At 71.6% G+C, this 23,755-nt stretch carries 16 protein-coding genes and 1 riboswitch; of the genes, 12 read left to right on the top strand and 4 right to left on the bottom strand.

The annotated features are described in order from the left end of the window. The first annotated feature begins 201 nt into the window (after positions 1-201). Positions 202-3,141, top strand: coding sequence for an alpha/beta fold hydrolase (locus EV371_RS31645; protein ID WP_130465285.1), 2,940 nt, complete (start codon positions 202-204; stop codon positions 3,139-3,141). Next, positions 3,141-4,031 carry an ABC transporter permease subunit gene (locus tag EV371_RS31640; protein WP_130465284.1) on the top strand — a complete coding sequence of 297 codons (891 nt, stop codon included), beginning with the start codon at positions 3,141-3,143 and terminating at the stop codon, positions 4,029-4,031. The genes EV371_RS31645 and EV371_RS31640 overlap by 1 nt, the downstream gene beginning before the upstream one ends. 81 nt (positions 4,032-4,112) lie before the next feature. On the opposite strand, the gene EV371_RS31635 is transcribed toward EV371_RS31640, so the two are convergent. The 3 genes from EV371_RS31635 to EV371_RS31625 all read right to left on the bottom strand — a co-directional run bounded on the left by EV371_RS31635 (position 4,113) and on the right by EV371_RS31625 (position 11,891). Next, positions 4,113-8,429, bottom strand: coding sequence for a S8 family serine peptidase (locus EV371_RS31635; RefSeq protein WP_165436886.1), 4,317 nt, complete (start codon positions 8,427-8,429; stop codon positions 4,113-4,115). A 286-nt stretch (positions 8,430-8,715) separates the two neighbouring features. Beyond that, positions 8,716-11,685: a LuxR family transcriptional regulator gene (locus EV371_RS31630; RefSeq protein WP_130465282.1), complete on the bottom strand. Its 2,970-nt coding sequence runs from the start codon at positions 11,683-11,685 to the stop codon at positions 8,716-8,718. Then, positions 11,682-11,891: a hypothetical protein gene (locus tag EV371_RS31625; protein WP_130465281.1), complete on the bottom strand. Its 210-nt coding sequence runs from the start codon at positions 11,889-11,891 to the stop codon at positions 11,682-11,684. Before EV371_RS31625 ends, EV371_RS31630 begins: the two co-directional genes overlap by 4 nt. Before the next feature lie 227 nt (positions 11,892-12,118). On the opposite strand from EV371_RS31625, the gene EV371_RS31620 reads away from it, so the two are divergent. After that, positions 12,119-13,393, top strand: a complete 1,275-nt coding sequence (locus tag EV371_RS31620; protein WP_130465280.1) for an ATP-binding protein — start codon at positions 12,119-12,121, stop codon at positions 13,391-13,393. Here the strand turns inward: EV371_RS31620 and EV371_RS31615 are convergent. Next, positions 13,333-14,022, bottom strand: coding sequence for a response regulator (locus EV371_RS31615; protein ID WP_349338853.1), 690 nt, complete (start codon positions 14,020-14,022; stop codon positions 13,333-13,335). The genes EV371_RS31620 and EV371_RS31615 overlap by 61 nt on opposite strands. A 219-nt stretch (positions 14,023-14,241) precedes the next feature. Here EV371_RS31615 and stsA point away from each other — a divergent pair, with 219 nt between their 5' ends. The 9 genes from stsA to paaN all read left to right on the top strand — a co-directional run bounded on the left by stsA (position 14,242) and on the right by paaN (position 23,716). Beyond that, positions 14,242-14,352 carry a StsA family sactipeptide RiPP gene (stsA, locus tag EV371_RS34850; RefSeq protein WP_349338852.1) on the top strand — a complete coding sequence of 37 codons (111 nt, stop codon included), beginning with the start codon at positions 14,242-14,244 and terminating at the stop codon, positions 14,350-14,352. Positions 14,353-14,418: 66 nt separating this feature from the next. Then, complete coding sequence (stsB, locus tag EV371_RS31610) at positions 14,419-15,903, top strand: StsB family radical SAM/SPASM domain sactipeptide maturase (protein ID WP_130465279.1); 1,485 nt, start codon at positions 14,419-14,421, stop codon at positions 15,901-15,903. After that, positions 15,900-16,205 (top strand): PqqD family peptide modification chaperone, encoded by a 306-nt coding sequence (locus EV371_RS31605; RefSeq protein WP_165436885.1) that lies wholly within the window; start codon positions 15,900-15,902, stop codon positions 16,203-16,205. Before stsB ends, EV371_RS31605 begins: the two co-directional genes overlap by 4 nt. Further along, complete coding sequence (locus EV371_RS31600; RefSeq protein WP_130465278.1) at positions 16,202-17,170, top strand: S24/S26 family peptidase; 969 nt, start codon at positions 16,202-16,204, stop codon at positions 17,168-17,170. The genes EV371_RS31605 and EV371_RS31600 overlap by 4 nt, the downstream gene beginning before the upstream one ends. Next, positions 17,167-18,105 (top strand): ABC transporter ATP-binding protein, encoded by a 939-nt coding sequence (locus EV371_RS31595; RefSeq protein WP_130465277.1) that lies wholly within the window; start codon positions 17,167-17,169, stop codon positions 18,103-18,105. Before EV371_RS31600 ends, EV371_RS31595 begins: the two co-directional genes overlap by 4 nt. Then, positions 18,102-18,977, top strand: a complete 876-nt coding sequence (locus EV371_RS31590) for an ABC transporter permease (protein ID WP_207230660.1) — start codon at positions 18,102-18,104, stop codon at positions 18,975-18,977. The genes EV371_RS31595 and EV371_RS31590 overlap by 4 nt, the downstream gene beginning before the upstream one ends. A 90-nt stretch (positions 18,978-19,067) precedes the next feature. Next, a riboswitch (SAM riboswitch) is annotated at positions 19,068-19,184 on the top strand. Positions 19,185-19,197: 13 nt separating this feature from the next. After that, positions 19,198-20,493 carry a threonine synthase gene (thrC, locus tag EV371_RS31585; RefSeq protein WP_130465276.1) on the top strand — a complete coding sequence of 432 codons (1,296 nt, stop codon included), beginning with the start codon at positions 19,198-19,200 and terminating at the stop codon, positions 20,491-20,493. Between the two features lie 467 nt (positions 20,494-20,960). Further along, positions 20,961-21,977, top strand: coding sequence for a GNAT family N-acetyltransferase (locus EV371_RS31580; protein WP_130465275.1), 1,017 nt, complete (start codon positions 20,961-20,963; stop codon positions 21,975-21,977). Positions 21,978-22,042: 65 nt separating this feature from the next. Continuing rightward, complete coding sequence (gene paaN, locus EV371_RS31575) at positions 22,043-23,716, top strand: phenylacetic acid degradation protein PaaN (protein ID WP_130465274.1); 1,674 nt, start codon at positions 22,043-22,045, stop codon at positions 23,714-23,716. The last annotated feature ends 39 nt before the right edge of the window (positions 23,717-23,755 follow it).

Here is a 23,755-nt window from a genome sequence, read left to right as displayed (position 1 = left end):
CTCGTACATAGTTGCCCAGGCGCATGTATTGATTAGTGGCACGCTGCACGAAAGATCGGAATTCACAGGATCCGAAGTTGCTGCGCCGGATACCCGTTGGTGGGACGAGGAGGATGACTCACGGAGTCCGAACGGGCCAGCCGGACAGCCGTACGGCGGATCTCAGCGAACGCTCAGCTCCGGCACCGTACGGTGTGATCCATGCCTTCCCGACTGCTGGCGCGGCTGCGCCGTGCCCGGCCGACCCGGCGCCGAATGGTCGCCGGATCGACCGCGCTGGTGTTGCTGGCCGCGCTGGTCGGCTGGGCGGTGTGGCCGGAGAATCCACCCTTCTCCACAACGGACTCCATGATCACTGTCCGTTCCGGACCCGGTGGCGACCAGCCGGTCGACCTGGACACCAGGTTCTACCTGCCGGACCGGGCGAGCGCGACCCGGCCGGTACCGGCGGTCCTGCTGGCACACGGCTTCGGCGGCACGAAACGGTCCGTCGAGTCCGACGCCGAGGACCTGGCCGAGCTCGGCTACGCGGTGCTGACGTACACCGCCCGGGGATTCGGGCGCAGCGGCGGGCAGATCCACCTGGACCACCCCGACTACGAGGTACGCGACGCGTCCCGGCTGCTCGACTGGCTCGCCGCACGGCCGGAGGTCCGCAAGGACGCGGCCGGTGACCCCCGGGTGGGCGTGGTCGGTGGCTCGTACGGCGGCGCCCTGGCCCTGCTGCTCGCCGCCCAGGACCAGCGGGTCGACGCCGCCGTGCCGATGATCACCTGGAACGACCTGGCCCGCTCCTTCCTGCCCGAGTCCACCGGGCGGGAGCCGGTCGACGGCGTCTTCAAGAAGGGCTGGGCCGGGATCTTCTTCGGCAGCGGCGGCAACGGGAGTGGCCCGGGCGGGCTCGGCTCCGGCCCGGTCGGCGCACCCGGTGCCGGCGACTCGGGTGCCGGCGACTCGGGACCGGAGGACGCCGACGGTCCGGCCGGCGACCAGGATCCGGTGCTCGGCGCGGTGCCGGGCGCGGCTCCGGGCGGTACCCCGGCGGATCCGGCCTGCGGGCGCTTCGCCGCCGACGTCTGTGCCGCGTACCTGCGGATCGCCACCATCGGCCGGGCCGACCCGGCGGCGGTCGAGCTGCTCCGCCGGTCCAGCCCGGCCGGCGTGCTCGACCGGATCAAGGCACCCACCCTGCTGATCCAGGGCGCGGCCGACACCCTCTTCCCGCTGGCCGAGGCGGACGCCAACGCCCGGGGCATCGCGGCCGGCGGCACCCCGGTCCGGGTCGCCTGGTTCACCGGCGGGCACGACGGCGGCGAGGGCCCGCAGACCGACCGGGACCGGCTGCGCTTCCTGATGGCGCAGTGGCTGGAGCACTACGTCAAGGGCGCAGGCGGGGCGCCGTCGGCCAGCTTCACCTGGTCCCGGATCGCCGGCTTCGACGCCCTGGACCGGGGCCTGGTCGCCTCCGGCTTCTCCGTCGCCGACTACCCGGGCGTCGGCGGCACCGCCGGCGAGTCGATCGCGGTGACCGGGCCGGCGCAGCGGATCGCCAACCCGCCGGCCGGCAACCCGGCGGCGATCTCCGCGCTGCCGTTCGCCAGCGGCTTCTCGTCGCTGCTGGAAGGGGTCGCCGCAGACCTGCCCGGCCAGCACGCCCGGTTCGAGTCGGCACCGCTTCCCCGGGCCGTCGACGTGGTCGGCTCGCCGACGGTCACCATCCGGGCCGCGTCCCCGACCGGCGAGGCGGTGCTCTTCGTCAAGCTCTACGACGTCGACCCGAACGGCCCGGCCGCGCTCCCCAACGGCCTGGTCGCGCCGGTCCGGCTGACCGGGCTGCCCACCGACGTCGCGGCGGCCACCCCGGTCACGGTCACCCTGCCGGCGATCGTGCGCCGGATCGAGGCCGGGCACCGGCTGCGGATCGTGCTCGCCACCTCCGACCAGGGCTACGCCACCCCGGCCGAGCCGGTCACCTACACCGTGGCGCTGGCCGGGCCGGCGACCGGAGGCGTACCCGGGCTGCCGGCCGGGGCCGCGCTGACCGGCGCCGAGGTGTCGCTGCCGACCGTGCCCGGCGAGCCGATCGCCACCCCGGCGGTGGTCTGGCGCTGGGCGCTCGCCGGCCTGGTCGCCGCGATAGTGCTCGGGCTCGTCGTACTGGTCGCCGTGCTGCGCCGCCGGCACCGCCGGCACGACACCTCGGTGCATCCCGAGTACGCCGACATCCCGCTCGTCGTCCGCGACCTGCGCAAGGAGTACGCCGACGGCTTCGTCGCGGTCTCCCGGATCGACTTCGAGGTGCACCGGGGGCAGGTGGTGGGGCTGCTCGGGCCGAACGGGGCCGGCAAGACCACCACCCTGCGGGTACTGATGGGGCTGACCCAGCCGACCACCGGCGAGATCCACGTCTTCGGACACCGGCTGGTGCCCGGCTCGCCGGTGCTGTCCCGGATCGGCGCGCTGGTGGAGGGGCCGGGCTTCCTGCCGCACCTGACCGGCCTGGAGAACCTCCGGGCGTACTGGCGGGCCACCGGGCGCCCCGAGGCGGACGCGCACTTCGAGGAGGCGCTGGAGATCGCCGGGCTCGGCGACTCGATCCACCGCAGGACCCGCAAGTACAGCCACGGCATGCGGCAGCGGCTGGCCATCGCACAGACGATGCTGGGCCTGCCCGAACTGCTGGTGCTGGACGAGCCGACCGACGGGCTGGACCCGCCACAGATCGCCGAGATGCGCCGGGTGCTGCGCCGGTACGCCACCGACGGCCGGGCGGTGCTCGTCTCCAGCCACCTGCTGGCCGAGGTGGAACAGACCTGTACGCACGCGGTGGTCGTACACAAGGGGCAGATCGTGGCGGCCGGCGCGGTGGAGGAGATCGTCGGCGAGTCGCCGAGTACCCAGTTCGACGTCTCCGACGTCGACGCCGCCCGGGCGGTGCTGGACCGGCTCGACGGTGTCCGGGTCCTGCCGGAGACCAACGGGGCACTGGTGGTCGACACCAACGGCACCGCCCGCAGCGCGGTGGTGGCCGAACTGGTCCGGGCCGGCGTCGGGGTGGACCGGGTGGTGCCGCGCCGCCGCCTGGAGGACGCCTTCCTCGCCCTGGTCGGCGAGAACTCTCGGGGAAGCGGGGACCGCTGATGGCCGCGACGCAGACTCCGGCGGCACCACCGGACGCGTCCGGTGGTGCCGCCGGTTACCGGCCCCGGGCCACGTTGTCGATCGTCGCGGAGTGGCGCCGGCAGGCGTCGCGGCGGCGTACCCAGTTCGCGCTCGGCTTCATGGTGCTGCTGCCGCTGATCATCCTGGTCGCGTTCCAGTTCGAGGGATCCGGCGACGACGACAACGGCGGCGGTGAGTTCGGCAGCCTGATCGAGCTGGCCACCACCGGCGGGCTGAACTTCACCCTCTTCGCGCTGCTCGTCTCCTCGTCGTTCCTGCTGGTCGTGGTGGTGGCGCTGTTCTGTGGCGACACGGTGGCCAGCGAGGCGAGCTGGGGCAGCCTGCGCTACCTGCTGGCCGTACCGGTGCCCCGGGCCCGGCTGCTGGCGGTCAAGCTGGTGGTCGCGCTCGGGTACTCGCTGCTGGCCCTGCTGCTGCTGGCCGGCACCGCGCTGCTCGCCGGCACGCTGCGGTACGGCTGGGCGCCGCTGTCCAGCACGGTGGCCGCACAGATCCCGGCCGGGGAGGGGCTGCTGCGGCTGCTCGGCGTCCTCGGCTACCTGGCGGTGGTACTGCTGGTCGTGGCCGGTCTGGCGTTCCTGCTCTCGGTGACCACGGACGCGGCGCTCGGCGCGGTCGGTGGCGCGGTGCTGCTCTGGATCCTCTCCAGCATCCTCGACCAGATCACCGCGCTCGGGGTGCTCCGGGACTTCCTGCCGACGCACTACAGCTCGGCCTGGCTCGGCCTGCTCTCCACCCCGGTGCAGACCGACGACCTCGTCAAGGGGACCATCTCGGCGATCTGCTACGCCACCGTCTTCTGGGGGCTGGCCTTCTGGCGCTTCACCCGCAAGGACGTGGTGTCCTAGCCATTGGCGCCCATGCCTTCGGCGGCGCGCGACGAGTGCGCGCGCCGCCGAAGGCTATCCGGGGGTTGGGTCAGGTGCGGGTCACCATAGTTTCGCGGCTGTGGGGGACGTCGCGGGGATCGCGCGGGTCACGACGTTCTCGCAGCCTTGGAGAACGTCGTGGGGGTCGCGCTGGCCGAGGTAGACGACCTTGTCGCGGCCGGGTCCGCACACGATGGTGTCACGGTCTCCGTCGCGCCGGAGTGTGACGGTGTCATTGCCGGCACCGGCGTAGACGATGTCGGCCCCGTAACCGGGGGTCAGGATGTCGGCGCCCGGCCCGCCAAGGATGACGTCGGCCCCGGAACCGCCGTTGATGACGTCGTCATCGAGGTCGCCGCTGAGGATGTCGTCGCCGCGACCGCCGACGATCTGGTCCTCGCCGCCACCGCCGAGCACGACGTCGTCACCGTCGAGCGCCAGGACGTTCTCCGGACCGTCGGTGCCGTCGATCCAGTCCGGGCCGGATGTGCCGCTCCGGGTCTGGGCGAGCTCGATCGGAACGGTCACCGTGGAGTTGGCTCCGCCGTTGCCGCGGAAGACGAGCTTCGCTCCGGTGACGCCCTCGGGTACGGCGTTCCAGTCAACACTGATCTCGATCCCCTGCGACCGATTCTTGGCAAGCGTCCCGGAGTCGGTCGACACGTGCAGCCACGGAATGGTGTCCGCGGTCGGATCCGGCGTCTGCACCGTGCTGATCGTGATCGGAGCGAAGTTGCTGGACCGGACGAGGAGGTTGCCGTCCTCGTCGAGGTCTCCCAAGAAGCCGCGTGAGCGATCCAGCCGCGGGTCGGCCGTGGCATGGCAGTGCTCGGGCTCGATCCGTAGGAACCCGGTCTGAGTTTCCGGCTTGGCGAATCCTTGCAGGGTCATCGTCCACAGAGTGCGCGTTGTGGGATTGTAGGAGAGTTCCTGCGTGTCGTCGGGCAACACGCAGGTGTTCCGGACCGTCCCCGGTTCCGGATGATAGGGGCCATCCAGCGTGCGCAACCGGGTCTGGTACCCGTCGACGATGGTCATGTAGAACAGGTCCCGGTCCGGATCGTATGCGAGCCCGGTCGGTTCCTCATTCGTGTAGCCGGTGGGGATCTTCGCGCGTACCTGTGAGGTTTCCGGGTCAATGCAGGCGATGGTGTCGGCGGCCTGGAACGACGGGAACAGGCACTGCCAGCCGCGCCCGGGTAGCCAGGCCGTCGCCTTTGGCCACAGAATCCGGTCACTGGGCAGACCGAGCTGTCGGGCGACGGAGCCGAGATCGATTTCGGCACCCGTCAAGTGGCCACGGTCGAGCTCGACCACCGCGGCCGGCACGCTGCCGGCCCACCAGGTGTTGTCGTCGACGTATGCCAACGACGACAGGTATGCGGGCAATGGGAAGGCATCCGAGACGTCGACGGCGTCGAGTGCACTGCCCGGTGGTGGCGTCGACCCCGCCTCATGGGTGGTGGCCCACCAGGTCAGCTGCCGATCGCCGCGGTTGGTGAGCCGGATCTTCTCGGTGTGGCCCTGACGCAGGGTGATCGTGTCGTCGGAGAGCTGGATCCGCCCACTGTGCAGGGTGGTGGTGAGCTGGCGGACCTCACGGTCTTTGGTCAGCTCGATCGGGGTGGGCGACGGCGTCTCGTAGTCGGGCGCCTTGATCACGCCGATGGAGTATCGCTGGCCGGTCATGAGCTGCAACCAGTAGTCCCCGTCGGCGTCGGTGGTCGTGCGCATCAGGCGCGTGCCGTACTGGTTGTACAGCTCGACCGAGGCGTTGGCGACCGGTTCGCCGGTGGCCTTGTCCGTCACATGCCCGGCCACGAATCCGTTCGGAGGGAGTTCGAACCGGATCTGCCGGTCACTACTCAACACCGGCGCACTGTCTGAGTACACGAGGTGGACGCGGTTTGCGGCCCTGCCGTTCGGGCTGGAGTCGGTCAACCCGACGCGGGCCTGGCTGCCCAGCTGCCACGGTTTCGTTGGGTCGAGATCCTTGTACGCGTACACGATGTCGCCGTTCTCGTGCAGAGTCAGCTCCACCGAGACCGTGCCGGGCACTTCGACCCACGAAAGGTCCCGCCACTCCACGGTGAACGCCCGGTTCGGTGCGGTGCCCGTCACCCGCGTCAGCAGGGCTTCTGGCGGGAGGATCCCCTGCGTGAAGACGTCAAGAACCGCCGAGTGCCCGATGTCGGCATCGAATGTCGCTGTGCCGGCCGTGTTGACCAGGATCGTGTCGAACCGCTTACCGAAGTAGGTGAACGGGAACGGCAGGTCCAGCTCAACGTGGTCGAAGGCGTGCGACGGCATCTCGACGGGGGTGTCGCCGGCGATCCATTCGGTGGGCTCGACGACGCAGCTGAACCCGTACGGCGCTCCCCACCCGAACGAGGGTTGGTCGGTATTACGGGCTGGTTTCAGCACCGACATCGAGATGTCCTCGTTGACGACGACCGACCGTCGCAGCGTCTTGGAGCACGCGCCGGGCGGGTCGATGGTGATGAGGTACCGCTGGGGACCGGGAATGCCCTCGACGGCGAACGTTCCGGCGTTGTCGGTGGTCGCGGAGAACCGGGAGCCGGCGACGGTGACGGTGGTGCCGGGGATGGGCCGTCCGCTGCGCTCGTCGACCACGGTGCCGGAGACGCTGAACCCCGGGGCGGCGGTCAGCGCAATGTCGGTGGTGGTGGTCCGGCCGGCGGTGACGGAGATCGGGACCGTTATGGTCTCGTACCCGAACGCGGACACCGTGGCCTGGTAGTCGCCGGCCGGGACGTGCGCGGAGTAGGCGCCGTCGTCGCCGGTGCGGGTGGATCGGAGCAGGTCACCGGCGCTCAGCCGGATCGCGACCCCGCCGACGGGGTCACCGGTCTCGTCGTGGGTCACGGTACCGGCGATCGTGCCGGTCCCACCCGGGTTGGTGGCTTCGACCAGCGCCAACGCCTCCAGTCGGCCTTCGCCGTAGACGTTGTTGTCATCGGTGGTACCGCCGCACTGGTCGTCGGCGGTGTCGATCGCGGTGCCGTCGAGGAGCGCTCGGGTGGCGGCGATGTCCCCGATCAGGGACGGGTCGGCCGACCACAACAGCGCGATCGCCCCGGCGGCGTGCGGGGCGGCCATCGACGTACCGTTGAGCACCGCGTACCGGTTGCCCGGGTAGGACGAGCGGACGTCGACGCCGGGAGCGGAGACGTTCGGCTTGGTCTCGCCGTCCTGGCCCGGCCCGCGAGAGGAGAAGCCGGCAATCGTGTTCGTGCTGTCGTAGGCCCCGACCGAGTAGTTGAGCGTGCGGCTGCCCGGTGATCCGGACGTCGCACACCCAGAGCCGTTGTTGCCGTTCGCCCACACTCCGAAGATGCCGGCGTCGGCCCACGCGGCCAGCACGTCGGGCATCAGTGGGTCGTTGGTCGGCGTCTTGGATCCCCACGAGTTGTTGATGATGTTGGGTCGCATCGCCGGATTCGGGTCTGACCCGTCCACCCGGGTGGGTGCCAGCATCCACTGCGCCGAGGCGATCAGGTCCTCCGTGGCGCAGGTGGCGCAGCCGTTGGCCGCGATCCACGTCACGCCCGGTGCCACCCCGACCTGGTTGGCGCCGCCGTCATCACCGACCATCGTGCCCATCGTGTGCGTGCCATGACCGTGTCCGTCGATCGGGAAGTCCGAGGCGCCGGTGGCGTCGAACCAGTTGTAGTCGTTGTCGAAGGTGCCGTCGCCGTTATTTCCCCGGTACGAGTTCGCCAGTGCGGGGTGGTCGAACTGCACGCCGGTGTCGATGTTGGCGATGACGATGCCGTCGCCGCGTACCCCGTACGTCTCCCACACCTGGTCGGCCTTGATGTTCTGGACCCCCCACTCGACGGTGGCCTCGGCGTTGGGGCCCAGCCGCGAGTCCACCAGGCGTTGGTCGATCGGGTCGGGCTTCTCGTACTGGACCGGCGCGAACACCCGCTTCACGGCCGGTTCAGCGGCGAGTTGCCGGGCCAGCCCGTAGTCGCCGGCCTCGATCCGGATCGCGTTGCTGATCCAGAACGTCGTGTGGTCCACCCCGGCGGCGTCGAGCAGCGCGATGGTGTCGGCCTGGGACTCCCGCGCGGTCTCTTTGAGCCGGTCGACCACGTACTGCCCACGCTCGGTCCAGTCGTCGATCTCCCGTGCACCGCTGGTGTCGGCCGTCTGTTCGAACGACACCCAGAAGTCCTGCGGCGCGCCGGCGGAGCGTTCGAACTCGCTGTTCAGATCGGCCGCGATCTTATTGTCGGCCGACGGAGCCGGGTTCGGGCTGGCCGCCGCGACACCGCCGCCGGTGGTACCGGCGACCAGCATGCCGGCGATGACACCGAGGCCGGTGGCCGCGCTGGTCAGCGCCCGCCGCAATCGCGGCCGGCGGAAGGGTAATGGTGAACTGCGCATGGTGTGGCCTTCCTGGCTACCCCTTGAGGAACGGAACAGTGCGACTACGCGGGGACCCACCCGTCGTCTGGCTCGGATCTCACCTCCGGCGGCTCGGACGACTGTTCGTCGTCGCCGGGTGCGGGACACGGCGTGGAGGGGTCGGCTCGCGGTGGCGGCCCGCCGGCGAGCCCAGGGTCAGGGGAGTGATCGTCGCCGGAAGTGTCTGGGTCGTCCATGTCAGCAGCGTGCGGTGCCACGGTGCGAGTTGCTATGGACCGGAAGATCCATTCTCAAAGTCGTCGCCCTGGTGCCCACCCGACAGCAGGTGGGCCAGCGCCGCCCGCGAGCCGACATCGAGCTTGCGCATCGCTGCGGCGAGGTGCTTCTTCACCGTGCTGACCGAGAGGTAGAGGTGACCGGCGATGTCCTGATTGCTCCGGCCGGTGGCGGCGAGCATTGCGACCTCCCGCTCCCGGGGGGACAGCTCGGCGCCGTAGCCGCGGCTGCCGCCACGATGCCGGCCCGGCATCCGCACACTTCGCGCGCGGGCCAATCCGGCAGCGCGACGCAGATCCCAGGTGGCGCCCAGCCTCTCGTAGGTCGAGATCGCCATCAGCAGCGTCCCGGCCGCGCGTGAGTCGTCGGTCACGAACTGACATCGGGCGGCCAGTTCGCGCGCCTGCGCGGCCTCGTAGCCGCAACGCGCTGGCTCGTATAGCTCGGCCGCTGTCAGGAACTGGGCCGCCGCCGCCCGAGGATCGTCGGCGGCCCGGGCGAGGTAGCCCCGGGCGTGGGCGAGGGTCGCCGGCACCAGAGGAGCGTCCAAACCGCGCAGCGCGGTCTCGAATCGGTCCACCAGGACGCGGGCGTCGTCGATCCGGCCCGCCGCGACCATCGCGTCGGTCATCGGTGGCAGCGCCCGAACCGCTGGCGGCCACATCGGCTTCATCTCGAGTTGGGCCAGGAACCGCTCCGCGGTCGCGACTGCCGCCTCGGTGTCGTCGCGGGCCAGGGCGAGCCGGACCAGCGCGGCGGTACGAAGCGGGAGCAGGTCGCCGTCGATCGGGGCCGAGTCGCGAAGCTCGACGGCGAGTCGCTCGTACGCCGCGTCGAAGTGGCCCCGGGCGAGTTCCAGGCATCCCGCGACGACGATGATGGCGACCCGCATGAGCTGATCGTCGTCTCGCAGCCGGTCGAACACGATCGCGAGGTCGTCGTCCAACCTCGCCCAAACACCGGTGCAGTAGTCCAACAGTATCTGGGCACGTCGAAGGTACAGGCCTGGACGGGTGCTGCCGCAGTTCGGTTCGCCTGCGAAGCCGGCGGCGAGCAGCGCGGCGGCGGAGTCGTGGTGGCCGACATTGCAGGCGGCCAGGCCCACCGACCAGTACGCACCGACCTCGCGGCGATTGCGCGGCACCCCTCCGGTCAGCTCGTCCATGCGAACGGTGAGGTCTCGCCAGCGGCGATCACCCGTAACAGTCGACATCATCGCGATCTTGCCCAGGAGCAAGACCTTCATGCTCGAGTCATCGACCTCCTCGAGCGACACCCGCGCCCGTTCGAGCCAGTCCAGGTGTTCGGCCATCGCCACACCGGGAGCCATCGGCATCGAGAGGAGCACCATTGCCCACGCCCGCAGATCGGGGCGCGCCGACAGGTCACCGACCGCCTCGCTGCGCAGCTGATACTGCTGGGCCGGGTCCTGGCCGGTGGTATGAAAGACCATGGCCATCCAGAACCGCAGTTCGCCGCGCACCGGCCGGGACAGCCGGTGTCCATCCTCATCGAGGACCGCCGACAACAGATCGAGGACCCCGGCCATGCGGGCGCTCTCCATGGCGGCCTGACCGAGCCTCACCGCGATCCGGCCGCGATGCTCGGGTTCGAGGTGGGCCTCATCGAGTACGTCGCGCAGGAGCCGCACGGCCTCGTCCTCGTGTCCGAGCTCGAGCGCCTGGTCGGCGGCCCGCTCGGCCGCGACCGCCCATTCCTCCTCGCGGCCGGCGTGGTGGAGATGATGGGCGAGCTGGCCGAGCGGCACCGGCCGTTCGCGCCGGAGCGCGGTGGCGGCGCGACCGTGCAGCTCGACGCGGCGGGGCAGGGTGAGGTTCTCGTACACGGACTGCGCGGCCAGTACGTGCCGGAATCCGACCGCGTTGTCTCGCTCGACCAGGAGGCCGGACGCGAGGGCCGCGTCCAGCCCGCCGCTGATCCGGTTCGGCGGAATCGGGCAGGCCCCGACCAGGACGCGCAGCGGGACCGGGGTCTGCAACACGGCGGTGGCCGCGAGCACGGTTCGAGCGTCCTTGGGCAGACGGCTGGCCCGTTCGAGGACCGAGGCGCGGATGCCGAGCGGGACTTCCAACTCGTCGATTCTGCGACGTGCCCAGCCGTCGTCGTGCCGTACGAGGGTGCCCCGAGCACGAAGCAGCGCCAGGAGTTCTTCGATCGCGAAAGGCACCCCGGAGGACCGTTCGCGTAGCTTGGCCGCGAACTCGTCGCTGAGCCGGTCGGTGTCGAGAATCGCGGCGCCGAGCGCGCCGGTCTCGGCGACGTCGAGCGGTTCCAGTACGAGGTGGGCCCGGCTCACCGACGGCGGCAGCCTGGACGTCAGCCCGCGCATTTCAGCGGTGCACTCCTCACCGCGGTAGGTGGCCAGCAATGCCAGCCCTGGCGGAGGGTCGTCGAGTAGGTAGTTAACGAAGTCGACGGTCAGCTCGTTGGCCCAGTGCAGGTCCTCGATGACCAACGCCACCGGATCGAGCCCGTGGAGGACCTCGACCAGGCCGCGGAAGACGCGATGCCGTTCGGCGATCCGGTCGTCCAGCGGCTCCGGGCGCGGCGGCAGCAGGTCCGCCAGCTCGGGCAGCAGGGGCCGCAGCGCCCCCGCCGCCGGTGTCAGTCGGTCGGCGCGAATCTGGTCGGGGTGCTTGCGCAGCGCGTCCACCACCGCACCGAGCGGAAACGGATCTCGGATCCGTTGACACGCTCCGGTCACGAACCGTAAGCCGGCAAGCTCGGGCCGGGAGCGTATTTCGGCCAGCAGCCGGGTCTTGCCGATCCCCGCCTCGCCTTCGATGACCACGACCGCGGGCAGCCGAGTCAACGCCACCACTGCCTGCGCCACCTCGTCGGCGCGTCCGATCAGCCGCGGTGACACGGTCCGACCGACCCGGGCGCTACCCGGCACCACGTCGGGTAGCGGTGACGGCTCGTTGATCGGGGACCCCCTCATCGACGCCGCCCCACGTCCCGGCGGTGTGGCCCGCGGCCCCGGTGAAGGTGGCGATCCAGGCGGCGGGCCGTCGTGTCCACGTTCGCGTCGTCGGACATCGTCACGAGCGAGTCGATCGGGTCGATGCCGGGTCTGCCCTGCTGGCGCACTGCGTCGCGCAGGTACTCGCGCGCCAAGGTCTCGTCCGAATGCTCGCTCTTTGCCACTTTGGGTGTCCTCTCGCAATGCGCACCAAAAGCAGACGGGCAAGGGTGACGCCTTGAGGGTGAACCATGGCCGCGGTGGAGGCAAGATCACCTCGGTACGAGGTCCAGGGTCGAAGTGAACAAGATCGCGGACCTCCAAGTGGTACGTGTCCAGTTCGCTTCCCTATAGTCGGCGGTTCGGGGCTGTGGGTGGCCGTCCGGTGACTCTGTGACGGGGGTGGGGTTCGGTGCTGGACCGTGTCGCCCGGGTCGGGCGACCGCCCCGGCGGATCAGCCGGTTCCTCGCCGAGGCGCGACTGGGCTGGGTGGACGCCCGGCTGATGGTCGCGATGCCCGGCCGGGAACGGGCGCTGCGTTTTCTCGCGGTGCTGCTCTTCGGACAGCGGGCGAGCTACGTCGTGCCGGCGCTGGCCGGGATGACCAGCGGAGCCGGCCGCTACCACAGCCCGGCGCTGAACACGGCGCTGCTGCTCGCCGTGGTGCTCTGGAACGTCCTCCTCGCCGCGGCCGTGTGGCGGCGGGGCTGGTTCAGCTACGGGCACGTCGCGGTGGACGTGGCGATCACCTGCGGGCTGCTGGTGGTGGTCAACGTCAACATCCTGCCCGGCTACGAGCTGTCGGCGGCGAACTGGGCCAGCAAGTTCGCCCTCGGCTCGGCGGCGCTGGTCGGCGCGGTGCTGAGCCTGCGGGCGCTGCTCGTCGGGCTGGCGCTGCTGGTGCTGACCGCGGTCGCCGCCGCGTCGGTGCAGATCGGTGGGCTACCGCCCTGGGAGTCGGGCTTCGTCAACCACGTCAACTCCAGCCTGTGGTTCGCGCTGCTGCTGCACTTCATGCGCCGCTACCTCTGCGCACAGGCCAGCGCGGTCGACGAGGCGACCCAGCGCCGGCTCGCCGCCGAGACGACGGCGGCGGCCGTGTCGGCCCGGTACGCCGAACGCCTGCACCACCACCGCCGGCTGCACGACACCGCGCTGGCGACGCTGACCGCGATCGCCCGGGGCGGGCTGGACCATCGCGCCGACGACGTGCGGCGGCGCTGCGGCCGGGAGGCCGACTACATCCGGGGGCTGGTCACCGAGGACAGGACGGCGGCGGTGAGCACGCTCGGCGCCAGCCTGGCCGACGTGGCGGCCGACGCGACCGCGCTCGGCCTGCGGGTGCACCTGCGTTCCGGCACCGTGCCGGCGCAGCCGCCCCGACACGTCGTACAGGCGATCTGTGACGCCGCCCGGGAGGCGTTGAACAACGTGGCCCGGCACGCCGGGACCGGCGAGGCGTGGCTCACGGTGGACTGGCACGACGAGGTGCTCGGGGTACGGGTCGTCGACCGTGGGGTCGGGTTCGACACCACCGCCACCGGTGCGGGGTTCGGGCTGCGCCGCTCCATCGTCGACCGGATGGCCGAGATCGGCGGGGAGGTGCGGCTCTTCTCCGAGCCCGGTCATGGCACCAGCGTCGAGCTGCTCTGGTCGGTGCCACCCCCGGCGGCCGCCGACGGGTAGCGGTGCAGCCCGTCCTCGCGGACCCGGTCGGCGAGGTCGAGTTTCGTGTACGTCGGCCGACCCGCCTCGCAGTATTTCGCCTTGACCCGGTCCAGGTACTGCCGGGCGGTCGCCGGCTGGATCCCGACCTTGCGGGCCGCGGCCGTCAGCGTCATCCCGGAGGCGTACGCGACCAGCACCGCCCGTTCCCGGGGTGCCAGCCTTGGCCGGTCCGGCCGCTCGTCACAGGACCAGGCGAAGGCCAGCTCGGGGGAGTGCGCGACGTCGCCCCGGGCGACGGTCCGGATCGCCTCGGCGAGGCTCGGCAGGTCGTGGTCCTTGGTGAGGTAGCCCGACGCGCCGGCCCGGATCACGTCCACGCCGTGCACCACGTGCGGTACCACGCTGACCACCAGCACCGGGCGGCCGGTGGCGACGAGTCGGCGTACGTTCTCGACCGGCGCCGACCCGTCCGCCAGCAGCAGGTCGAGGACGACGACGTCGGCCCGGCCGGGCTCGGTGTCGAGGAGCTGGTCGACGGTGGCAGCCGTGCCGAGCAGCCGCAGGTCGGGTACTGAGCCGAGCCAGGCGGCCATGCCGTCCAGCAGCATCCGGTCGTCGTCGACCACGGAGACCGAGATCACGGGCACGGGAGACGGCACCTACCTTCCGCCGGGGAGGGGACCCGGAACGTGGGACGGGTGGCGGGAGAAACCGGACGTTAGGTCCGGGTCGACCGGCTGTCAAGACGACACTTTTGCTCTCTGGCAGACGTCGATCACAGTCAGTGATGATCACGGGGGCCCGGGTTCACCGTGTGGGGCCAGACCCCGCCGCCCGGGATCTTGCCAGGAAGAGGGGACACCGCAATGACCAAATGGGTGAAGCCCGCCATCCAGTCCGCCGACTTCGCCGCCCAGCTCGGCTGCGCGTGCGCCTGTGGCGCGCTGGCCGGCGCCGGCTCCGGCCAGGCCCAGTAGCCACGTCCGACGGTTGACCGGGGGAGCCGCCCGACGGCGGCTCCCCCGGCGGGGAAGGGAGTGGTCATGCGGCTGTCGACGATGTGGAACTCGCTGGTCGTCCCGGACGACCTCGTCTATTTCCAGTGCCGGGACCGGTATCTGGTGGAGAATCCCGGCCTGGCCGCCTGGGCGGTGCTCACCGAGGACGAACTCGGGTTGCTGCGGGCGCTCGCCGGTGATGCCCCGCCGCCGGCCTGGGCCACCGGACCGACCGCGGCGGCGACCGAGCCGGGCGGGCGGACCGAACTCGAACGGGTGCTCGCCACCCTGGTGCTGAACTGGCTGGTCTACCTGCCGGGCCAGCAGCCCCGGGTCCGGCCGGCCGAACCCGCGCTGAAGATGGTCTACTACGCCATCACCGACGGCTGTAACCTGCGTTGCCCGTACTGCTACGCATCCTCCACCCGCAAGCTCCCCGGCGAACTGGAGCCGGCGGAGTCCCTCGACCTGGTGGACCAGATCGCGGACATGGGTGCGGAGCTGCTCATCCTGACCGGCGGCGAGCCGATGCTGCGCCGCGACTTCTTCGCCGTGGCCGACCACGCCCGCAGCCGTGGCCTGCGGGTCAACATGATCACCAATGGGACCCGGATCCGCGACGCCGCCACCGCCCGGCGGATCGCCGACACCTTCGCCAGCGTCACCGTCAGCCTGGACGGCGGCACCGCCGAGACGCACGAGAAGACCCGGGGCGAGGGCACCTTCGCGCAGACCGTACGCGGGCTGACCCTGCTCAACGCCGCCGGTGTCAAACCCGCGATCAACCACGTGGTGTCGCCGGAGAACCTGTCCGGGCTGGACGACCTGATGTCGTTCCTGGACGGGATCGAGTTCAGCAAGGTCCGGATGATGAACCACACCGGGATCGGCCGGGGCGCCTCCGACGGCGTCCACTTCGGCTGGGAGCACCACCTCGCGGTGCAGCGTTTCACCTGGACGAACCCGGTGGCCCGGAAGATCCTCACCGAGGGCCCGAAGGCGGTCAAGCCCTGCTCGATCCGGGCCAACTGCGGGCTCGGCGGCACCGAGATCTACATCAACTCGCTCGGCGACGTCTACCCCTGCAAGCTGGTCACCGGCCCGCTGCACAAGGCCGGCAACGTCCGGACCCAGCCGCTGCGCGAGGTCTTCGCCTCACCCGTCCTGGCCGACCTGCGGGCGAACAACGTCTTCGAGGGCGAGAACCTCGCCGACTGCCGGCGCTGCTACATCCGGGCGGCCTGCGGCGGCGGCTGCCGGGCGTACCACGCCGCCGAGTCCGGCTCGGTGAAGCGGAACAGCCGCGACCACTGCCGGATCCTCCGGCACTCGATGATCACCAACATCTGGCGCTCCACCGGTTTCGGCGGTGCCGACCTGCTGGAACGGGAGTCCGAGATGACCGTGCCCCGACTGGTCCGGGACGGCTCGGTGCACCCGGTGTACGACGACTGGCGCACCTGGTCCCCGCCCGCCGGGGCCCGCCGGTCGCTGCCGCTGCTGGTCACCGGAGCGGGAGGTGCCGCGTGACGGTCGGAATCAACCCCGAGATCGTCTGGGTCGACAACGAGGACGAGGTCCGGCTCTACAACCCTGACGACGGTGAGTTCCAGACGTTCAACGCGAGCGCCGCGCTGATCTGGCGGCGGCTCGCCGCCGGCAGTGACGTCGAGACCGTGATCCGCGAGCTGGCCGACGAGTTCGGCAGCGACGACGAGCGGGAACGCGACGTCATCGGCCGGGACGTCCGCGAGTTCGTCGCGCTGCTCCAGGCCCGCAACCTGCTCGGCACCCCCGAGCCGGCGCCGGGCGGCGGGGACGGTGACCGGTGAGCGGAGCCGGCTTCGCCGATCTGGTCCGGGCGGCGCTGGCCGCCGGACGTACCGCCCGGGTGCCGGTCAGCGGCTCCAGCATGTTGCCGGCGCTGCAGGCCGGAACCGTCGTGGTCGAACCGGTCGAGTTCGACCGGCTCCGCCCCGGCGAGGTCGTCGCCTACCAGCACGGTGAGCGGATCGTCGTGCACCGGGTGGTCGCCTGGCGGCCGGACCACCTGCTGACGGCCGGCGACAACCTGCCGCTGTACGACCCACCGGTGCCCCGGGCGGCGGTACTCGGCCGGGTGCCGCAGGTCCCGGCGCGCGCCCCGGGTGCCCGGGACGGTACCGAAGCGGCGGTACCGCTCCCGGACGGCGTCACGCTCTGGCTGGCCGGGGCGGCGGCCTGGGCGGTACCGGAGACCGATCACCAGCTCCCGGCAGCGGGGGCCAGCCATTCGGCGACCCTGGTCCGGGTACGCCACCTCGCGGCCGGCTCCGCCCTCCCCGACCGGGTACGCCGGGCGCTCGACGCGCTCGACGCGCTCGGCGGGGTGACCGTCGGCATCTCCCCGGCGGCGGTACGACCGGTGGACGACCTGCGTACCGGGCTCGTCGGCCGGAGCCGCCCGGCCCGTCCGGTGGACCGGCTCGACATCGTGCTCGGCTGCCGGTTCGGGCGGCCCGCAGCACACCCGGCAGCCGGACCCGCCGAGCGCGACACCGAACGCGACACCGAACGCGACACCAGACGCGACACCGCTTGGGGTGACGGGTGGGGCGCCGCTTGGGGCGACGGATGGGGCGATGGGAGTGACGGCGTCGAGCCGGTGGTCGCCCCGGAGGACGTCGACCACCACCTGCGGACCGGCCCACCCCTACGGGAGACCGGCCCGCAGGACGAGATCCGGATCGTCCTCGCCACGCTCGGGGTGCCGCCGTCGAGGTTCCCGGCCGAGCCGGCGATCGACGGTGCGCGATGAATCCGGCGATCGTCGCGGCCGACCTGTGCAAGACGTACGCCGGTGCCGCGACCCCGGCCGTCGACGGGCTCGACTTCAGCGTGCCGCCCGGCCAGTCCGTCGGGCTGCTCGGCCCCAACGGCGCAGGCAAGACCACCCTGCTCAAGATGGTCTGCGGTGCCTGCCCGCCCAGCTCCGGGCAGATCCTGGTGCACGGCCGCCGCCCCGACGCCGGCGCGAAGCGGGACGTGGCGGTGGTGCACCAGTCCGGACCCTTCGACATGATGCTGACGGTCCGGGACAACCTGAAGATCGCCGCCGCGTTCCGGGGCCTGTCCTGGCGAAGCGCCAGTTCCCGGGTCGACGAACTGCTCGGCGCCTTCGAGCTGACCGGCAGCGAGGAGCAGCTCGTCTTCACCCTCTCCGGCGGGCAGCGACGGCGGCTCCAGGTGGTCCGGGCCCTGCTGCGGGTGCCGAGGATCCTGCTGCTGGACGAGCCGTCGGCCGGGCTCGACGTCGAGGGGCGGCGCCGGGTCTGGGCCACCCTGGACGAACTGCGGACCCGGCACGAGCTGACCATCGTGCTGACCAGCCACTACCTCGACGAGGTGGAACGCAACACCGAGCGGGTCCTGGTGGTCCACCACGGCCGGCTGGTCCGGGACGGCAGCCCGGACCAGCTGCGGGACGAACGCGGCGAGGCACGGGCCCGGCTGCGTACCGGATCGGAGGACGCCTGGCCGGCGGTTGCCGCCGGGGCGCGGCGGCTCGGCCTGGCGGCGGTCAGGGGCGGCGACGACATCGTGCTGACCGGGCCGGACCTGCGGCAGCGGCTGCCCCGGCTGCTGGCCGAGCTGGCCGAGCTGGAGATCCCCGTGCTCAGCATGGAGCTGGCGACGGCATCGCTGGAGGACGCCTTCGTGGCGCTGACCCGATCGGAGGTGACGGCCCGGTGACCCCGACGGTCGGAGGTGACGGTCCGGTGACCCCGACGGTCGGTGGTGACGGCCCGGTGACCACACCCGGTCCGGTTGACCGGGACGCCGCCGCCCCACCGCCCTGGCAGGGCTCGGGGCTCACCGCGACGCTGCGGCGGGAGTGGCTGCTGCTCACCCGCAACCGCACCAACCTGCTGCTCGCGGTGGTGCCGACCGCCGTCTACATCGCGCTCTTCGCCACCTCGCTCACCGCGCTGGTCGGCGAGGTCAACTACCGGGGCCGGCCGGTCAGCTACCCGGACTTCGCGATCCCGGCGTTGATGTTCTCCTCGCTGTTGGCGGCCGCCACCACCTCGGGTACGGCGCTGTTCCAGGAGCGGATGAGCGGGATGGCGCTGGAACTGTGGTCGTACCCGCTGACCCGCCGGCAGTACGTCGCCGGCAAGCTGCTCGCCGGCTCCGCCCTGGTACTGGCCCAGACCGTCGCCGCGCTGGCGGTCTCGGCGGCTCTTTTCCGGGGCCGCTGGCCGACGGAGAGGTGGGTGGCGCTGCTCTGCGGGGCGCTGCTCGCCGCACTGGCCTTCAACGCGCTCTACCTGCTGCTCGCCACCCTGGTGCAGGACTTCCAGCGGTTCACCGTGCTGGTGAACGTGCTGGCCCCGGTGTTGCTTTTCGCCAGCCCGTCGTTCTATCCGATCGAGAACCTGGGGCCGGTGCAGCGGATCCTCGCCGCCGTCAACCCGGTCACCTACGGGGTCACCGCGCTGCGCGAGGCGCTGCTGCGCGGCTTCGCCGGCGCCTGGCCGTACTTCCTGCTGCTCGGGCTGGTCGGCGTGGTCGCGGTGGCCGGGGTGGGTCGGGCCCTGCTGCGGCAGTCCCGGGCGCTCTGAGCCGGCGCCCCGGACCGGGATCTTGCTCACACCGAAAACAGACCCGGGACAGCGGCCCCCCGGACCCGTAGACTGACGGCACAACTTCATACCTCATCCAGAGGGGCTGAGGGATACGGCCCGACGACGCCCCGGCAACCACTCCACGGCGGAGCAGGTGCCAAATCCGTCCCCGCCGCGCGGTGCGGCGCCAGGGAAAGATGAGAGGACGGCAGTCGCCATGACGTCGATCATCGACGCGACCCCCAGCCAGACCAGCCCGGTAACCCCCAACCCCGCCCGCGTGCTCGTCTGTCGCGGCTGCGGCACGGACTACCCGCTGGTGGCGCAGCACGCCTGTTACGAGTGTTTCGGCCCGCTGGAGGTCGGCTACGACGCCGCGACCCTGGCCCGGGTCACCCGGGCCGACATCGAGGCCGGCCCGAAGAACCTCTGGCGGTACGCCGCCCTGCTGCCGACCGGCCAGGACCCGAGCGCCCGGGTCACCCTCGATCCCGGGCTGACCCCGCTGGTTCCGGCGGCCGGCCTCGCCGCCGAGCTGGGCATCCGGGCACCGCTCTGGATCAAGGACGACAGCGCCAACCCCACCCACTCGTTCAAGGACCGGGTGGTGTCGGTGGCGCTGACCGCCGCCCGTGGTCTCGGCTTCACCCGGTTCGGTTGCGCCTCGACCGGCAACCTGGCGAACTCGGTCGCCGCGCACGCGGCCCGGGCCGGGGTGCCGTCGATCGTCTTCATTCCCGGCGATCTGGAGCAGGGCAAGGTGGTGACCACCGCCGTCTACGACGGTGACGTGGTCGCCATCGACGGCTCGTACGACGACGTCAACCGGCTCTGCGGGGAGCTGGTCGAGACCGACGAGTTCGCTGACACCGCGTTCGTCAACGTCAACGTCCGGCCGTACTACGCCGAGGGGTCCAAGACGCTGGGCTACGAGGTCGCCGAGCAGCTGGGGTGGCGGATTCCCGAGCAGGTGGTGATCCCGATGGCCAGCGGTGAACTGCTGACCAAGATCGACAAGGCGTTCAGCGAGCTGGTCGAGATCGGTCTGGTCGAGGCGCCGGCCAACGGGTGGAAGGTCTTCGGCGCCCAGTCGGCCGGCTGTAACCCGATCGCCGCCGCGCTGCACGCCGACACCGACGTGATCACCCCGGTCCGGCCGACCGGGATCGCCAAGTCGCTCAACATCGGCGACCCGGCCGCCGGGCTCTACGCCCTGGAGGCGGTCCGCCGCACCGGCGGCTGGATGGACTACGCCGACGACGACGAGATCCGCGCCGGCATCCGGCAGTTGGCCCGCACCACCGGAGTCTTCGCCGAGACGGCCGGCGGGGTGACGGTCGCCGTGCTCGGCAAGCTGGTGGCGAGCGGCCGGCTGGACCCGGACGCCGAGACGGTGGTCTACAACACCGGCGAGGGACTCAAGACCCTCGACGCGGTGGCGGCGCTGGTCGGTCCGACGTACCGGGTCAAGCCGTCGCTGCGGGCGGCCCGCGAGGCCGGGCTGCTCGGCTGAATTTTTCTCGGGGAAATTTTCGGCACCGGCCCTGGCCTGCCCGGGCAGATGCACGTGCAACTTGCAGGTGAGGTCGTTCCGTGTCGCCGGGAGCACGCCGGGCCCGGCGGTACAGATGCGGTGCGTAGCTGCTGTTTTGCCACGGGTGACGAAAACGCACGGAGGAGGGCTTGACGCCTGCATCTGCACGACGCAAGATGCTCCATGCGGGAGGACGCACCGCCGTAGACTTTCAAAGCTCTAACGACCCAGCGCCGGAGGCGTTGTGCGGGCGTCCTCCCGACCAAATTCTTCCCGGCCGGGCCGACGCCGTCGCCCGGCCGTTCTGCGCGACGCGGCTCCCCTGACGCGCATTCGTCGAACGAACCCTGACCCGCATCCTTCGACGTCGATCAATCGAATTCCCCCGCCTAGCTCCCTCGATATTCGGTCGCGCCCGGCTGGGTCAACCGGCACCCTCGAAGACCATGGACATCGTGGTCACCCCACTGGACGTCGCCGACGTCGCCGCCACCGAGCGGGCGTACGAGATCGAGGCCGCCGCTAGGGCCGCCGACCAGCCGGACCTGCCCAGGCTCTCCCGGCAGCGCTTCTTCGCGGGACTCCGGCGCCCCTGGCCGGGCGACGACGACCGGCACGCACTGGGTCATCTCGACGGCGTGGCCGTGGGCTACCTCGGGATCTCGCTGCCGCAGCGGGAGAACCTGGAGAACGCCGGGCTGGTGCTCGCCGTCCACCCGGAGTACCGACGCCGGGGTGTCGGCCGCGCTCTCTACGAGTACGCGGTGCGGATCGTCCGGGAGGAGGGCCGCAAGCGGGTCATCGGCGAGGTGGCGACAACGAGCCCGGAGGCAGCCCCGACGGCGCCGGGCGACGCCTTCGCCGCCGCGATGGGCGCCAAGGCGGCGCTGGCCGACGTACGCCGCCGGCTCGACCTGACCACCCTTGACGACGCGGAACTCGACCGGCTGCTGGCCGAGGGTCTGGCCCGGGCCGAGGGCTACTCGGTCGTGCGCTGGCAGGGCCCGACCCCCGACGAGTACGCCGAGGACATCGCCTACCTCGACAGCCGCCTGATCAGCGACGCACCGCTCGGCGACCTCACCTGGGAGGCGGCCCGACCGGAGGTGACCCGGTTGCGGGAGATGGAGCAGGCGCACCAGGAGCGCGGCCACCACTGGTACAACAGCGCTGCCCGGCACGACGCGACCGGCACCCTGGTGGCCTGGACCGCGATCGGCATGAGCGCCGGCTGCGACTGGCACGGGTTCCAGCAGATCACCCTGGTCGAGCCGGCACACCGGGGACACCGCCTCGGCATCGTGATCAAGGTCGACAACCTCCGGCACATCCGGGAGCACGAGCCGGCGCTGCGGGTCCTCGACACCTTCAACGCCGCGGTGAACGGCCACATGATCTCGATCAACGAGGCGCTGGGATTCCGTGCGGTCGCCGGGATGAACAGCTGGCAGGCAACCCTCTGACCAGCGCCGCCCGCCCCGGGTGCGGAAGGCTGGGACCGGCCGGGCCGGTGCGGCATGATGGCGGGATGACGGAGACCCCGCACCCCCACTACGCCCGGCACGCCGACACCCTGGAACGGGCACTCACCGCGATCACCGAACGCTCCTACTGGTCCGCCTACCCGGAGTCACCCAGCCCTCGCGTCTACGGCGAGACCGCCGCCGCCGAGGGTGAGGCGGCGTTCCGGGCGTACCTGGGTGGCAAGTTCCCGCTCGACCAGCCCGGCACCGGCGACTGGGTCGGCACCGAGGCGAGCCCGTTCGGCATCGACCTCGGGGTGACCTACCCGCACGCCGACCCGGAGGTGCTGCTGGCCGCCGCCGCGGCCGCGCTGCCGGCCTGGCGGGACGCCGGGCCGCAGACCCGGGTCGGGGTCTGCCTGGAGATCCTCGCCCGGTTGCACGCCAACATCTTCGAACTGGCCAACGCGGTGCACGCGACCAGCGGGCAGGCGTTCGTGATGGCGTTCCAGGCCGGTGGCGCGCACGCGCTGGACCGGGCGCTGGAGGCGCTCGCCTACGCGTACCGGGAGATGACCCGGCACCCGGCGACGGCGGACTGGGAGAAGCCGGCCGGCAGGGGTGACCCGCTGCGGATGACCAAGAACTTCCACGTGGTGCCGCGCGGCGTGGCCCTGGCGATCGGCTGCAACACCTTCCCGACCTGGAACAGCTACCCCGGGCTGTTCGCCTCGCTGGTCACCGGGAACCCGGTGGTGGTCAAGCCGCACCCCCGGGCCGTGCTACCGCTCGCCATCACCGTCCGGCACGCCCGCGAGGTGCTCGCCGAGGCGGGCTTCGACCCGAACCTGATGCTGCTCGCCCCGGAGGCGCCGGGCGAGAGGCTCGCCTCCACCCTGGCGCTGCACCCCCGGGTACGCATCGTCGACTTCACCGGCTCCACCGAGTACGGCGACTGGCTGGAGGCCAACGCCCGGCAGGCCGTCGTCTACACCGAGAAGGCCGGTGTCAACACGGTCGTGGTCGACTCGACCGACGACTTCGCCGGGATGTGCCGCAACGTCGGCTTCTCGCTGGTCCTCTACAGCGGGCAGATGTGCACCACCCCGCAGAACATCCTGGTGCCGCGAGGCGGGATCGAGACCGACCAGGGGCAGAAGAGTCTCGACGAGGTCGCCGAGGGCATCGCCGGGGCGGTCGGCAAGCTCACCGGCGACCCGGCCCGGGCGGTCGAGCTGATCGGCGCGATCGTCAACGACGGCGTGCTGGCCCGGCTGGACGAGGTCGCCGGGATCGGTGAGCCGGTACTGCCGTCCCGCCCGGTCGAGCACCCGAACTACCCGGGCGCGGTGGTGCGTACGCCGCTGATCGCTAAGCTCGGCGCGGACGACGTCGGCACGTACGGGCGGGAGTGGTTCGGGCCGATCTCGTTCGTGATCGCCACCGACTCCACCCCGCACAGCCTGGCGATCCTGCGGCAGACCGTCGGTGAGCGCGGAGCGTTGACCGCCTCGGTCTACTCCACCGACCCGGGGGTGCTGGACGCGGCCGAGAGCGCGGCGATCGAGACCGGGGTGCACCTCTCCTGCAACCTCACCGGCGGGGTCTTCGTCAACCAGTCGGCGGCGTTCTCGGACTTCCACGGCAGCGGCGCCAACCCGGCGGCGAACGCCGCGCTGACCGACGGCGCCTACGTCGCCAGCCGGTTCCGGGTGGTGCAGGCCCGCCGGCACGTGTAAGGAAGGGCCCCCGCTATCGCTTCCGGTAGCGGAAGGGCC

It is taken from the genome of Plantactinospora sp. CNZ321 (genome assembly GCF_004217235.1).
The sequence above is the reverse complement of the archived record's forward strand: the minus strand, read 5'-3'. Positions and strand labels throughout refer to the sequence as shown.

Coding starts and splice junctions, on each gene's coding strand:
- EV371_RS31645 (WP_130465285.1), top strand. CDS start 202: ATGCCTTCCCGACTGCTGGCGCGGCTGCGCCGTGCCCGGCCGACCCGG.
- EV371_RS31630 (WP_130465282.1), bottom strand. CDS start 11,685: ATGAGGGGGTCCCCGATCAACGAGCCGTCACCGCTACCCGACGTGGTG.
- paaN (WP_130465274.1), top strand. CDS start 22,043: ATGACGGAGACCCCGCACCCCCACTACGCCCGGCACGCCGACACCCTG.
- thrC (WP_130465276.1), top strand. CDS start 19,198: ATGACGTCGATCATCGACGCGACCCCCAGCCAGACCAGCCCGGTAACC.
- EV371_RS31640 (WP_130465284.1), top strand. CDS start 3,141: ATGGCCGCGACGCAGACTCCGGCGGCACCACCGGACGCGTCCGGTGGT.
- EV371_RS31580 (WP_130465275.1), top strand. CDS start 20,961: ATGGACATCGTGGTCACCCCACTGGACGTCGCCGACGTCGCCGCCACC.
- stsB (WP_130465279.1), top strand. CDS start 14,419: ATGCGGCTGTCGACGATGTGGAACTCGCTGGTCGTCCCGGACGACCTC.
- stsA (WP_349338852.1), top strand. CDS start 14,242: ATGACCAAATGGGTGAAGCCCGCCATCCAGTCCGCCGACTTCGCCGCC.
- EV371_RS31595 (WP_130465277.1), top strand. CDS start 17,167: ATGAATCCGGCGATCGTCGCGGCCGACCTGTGCAAGACGTACGCCGGT.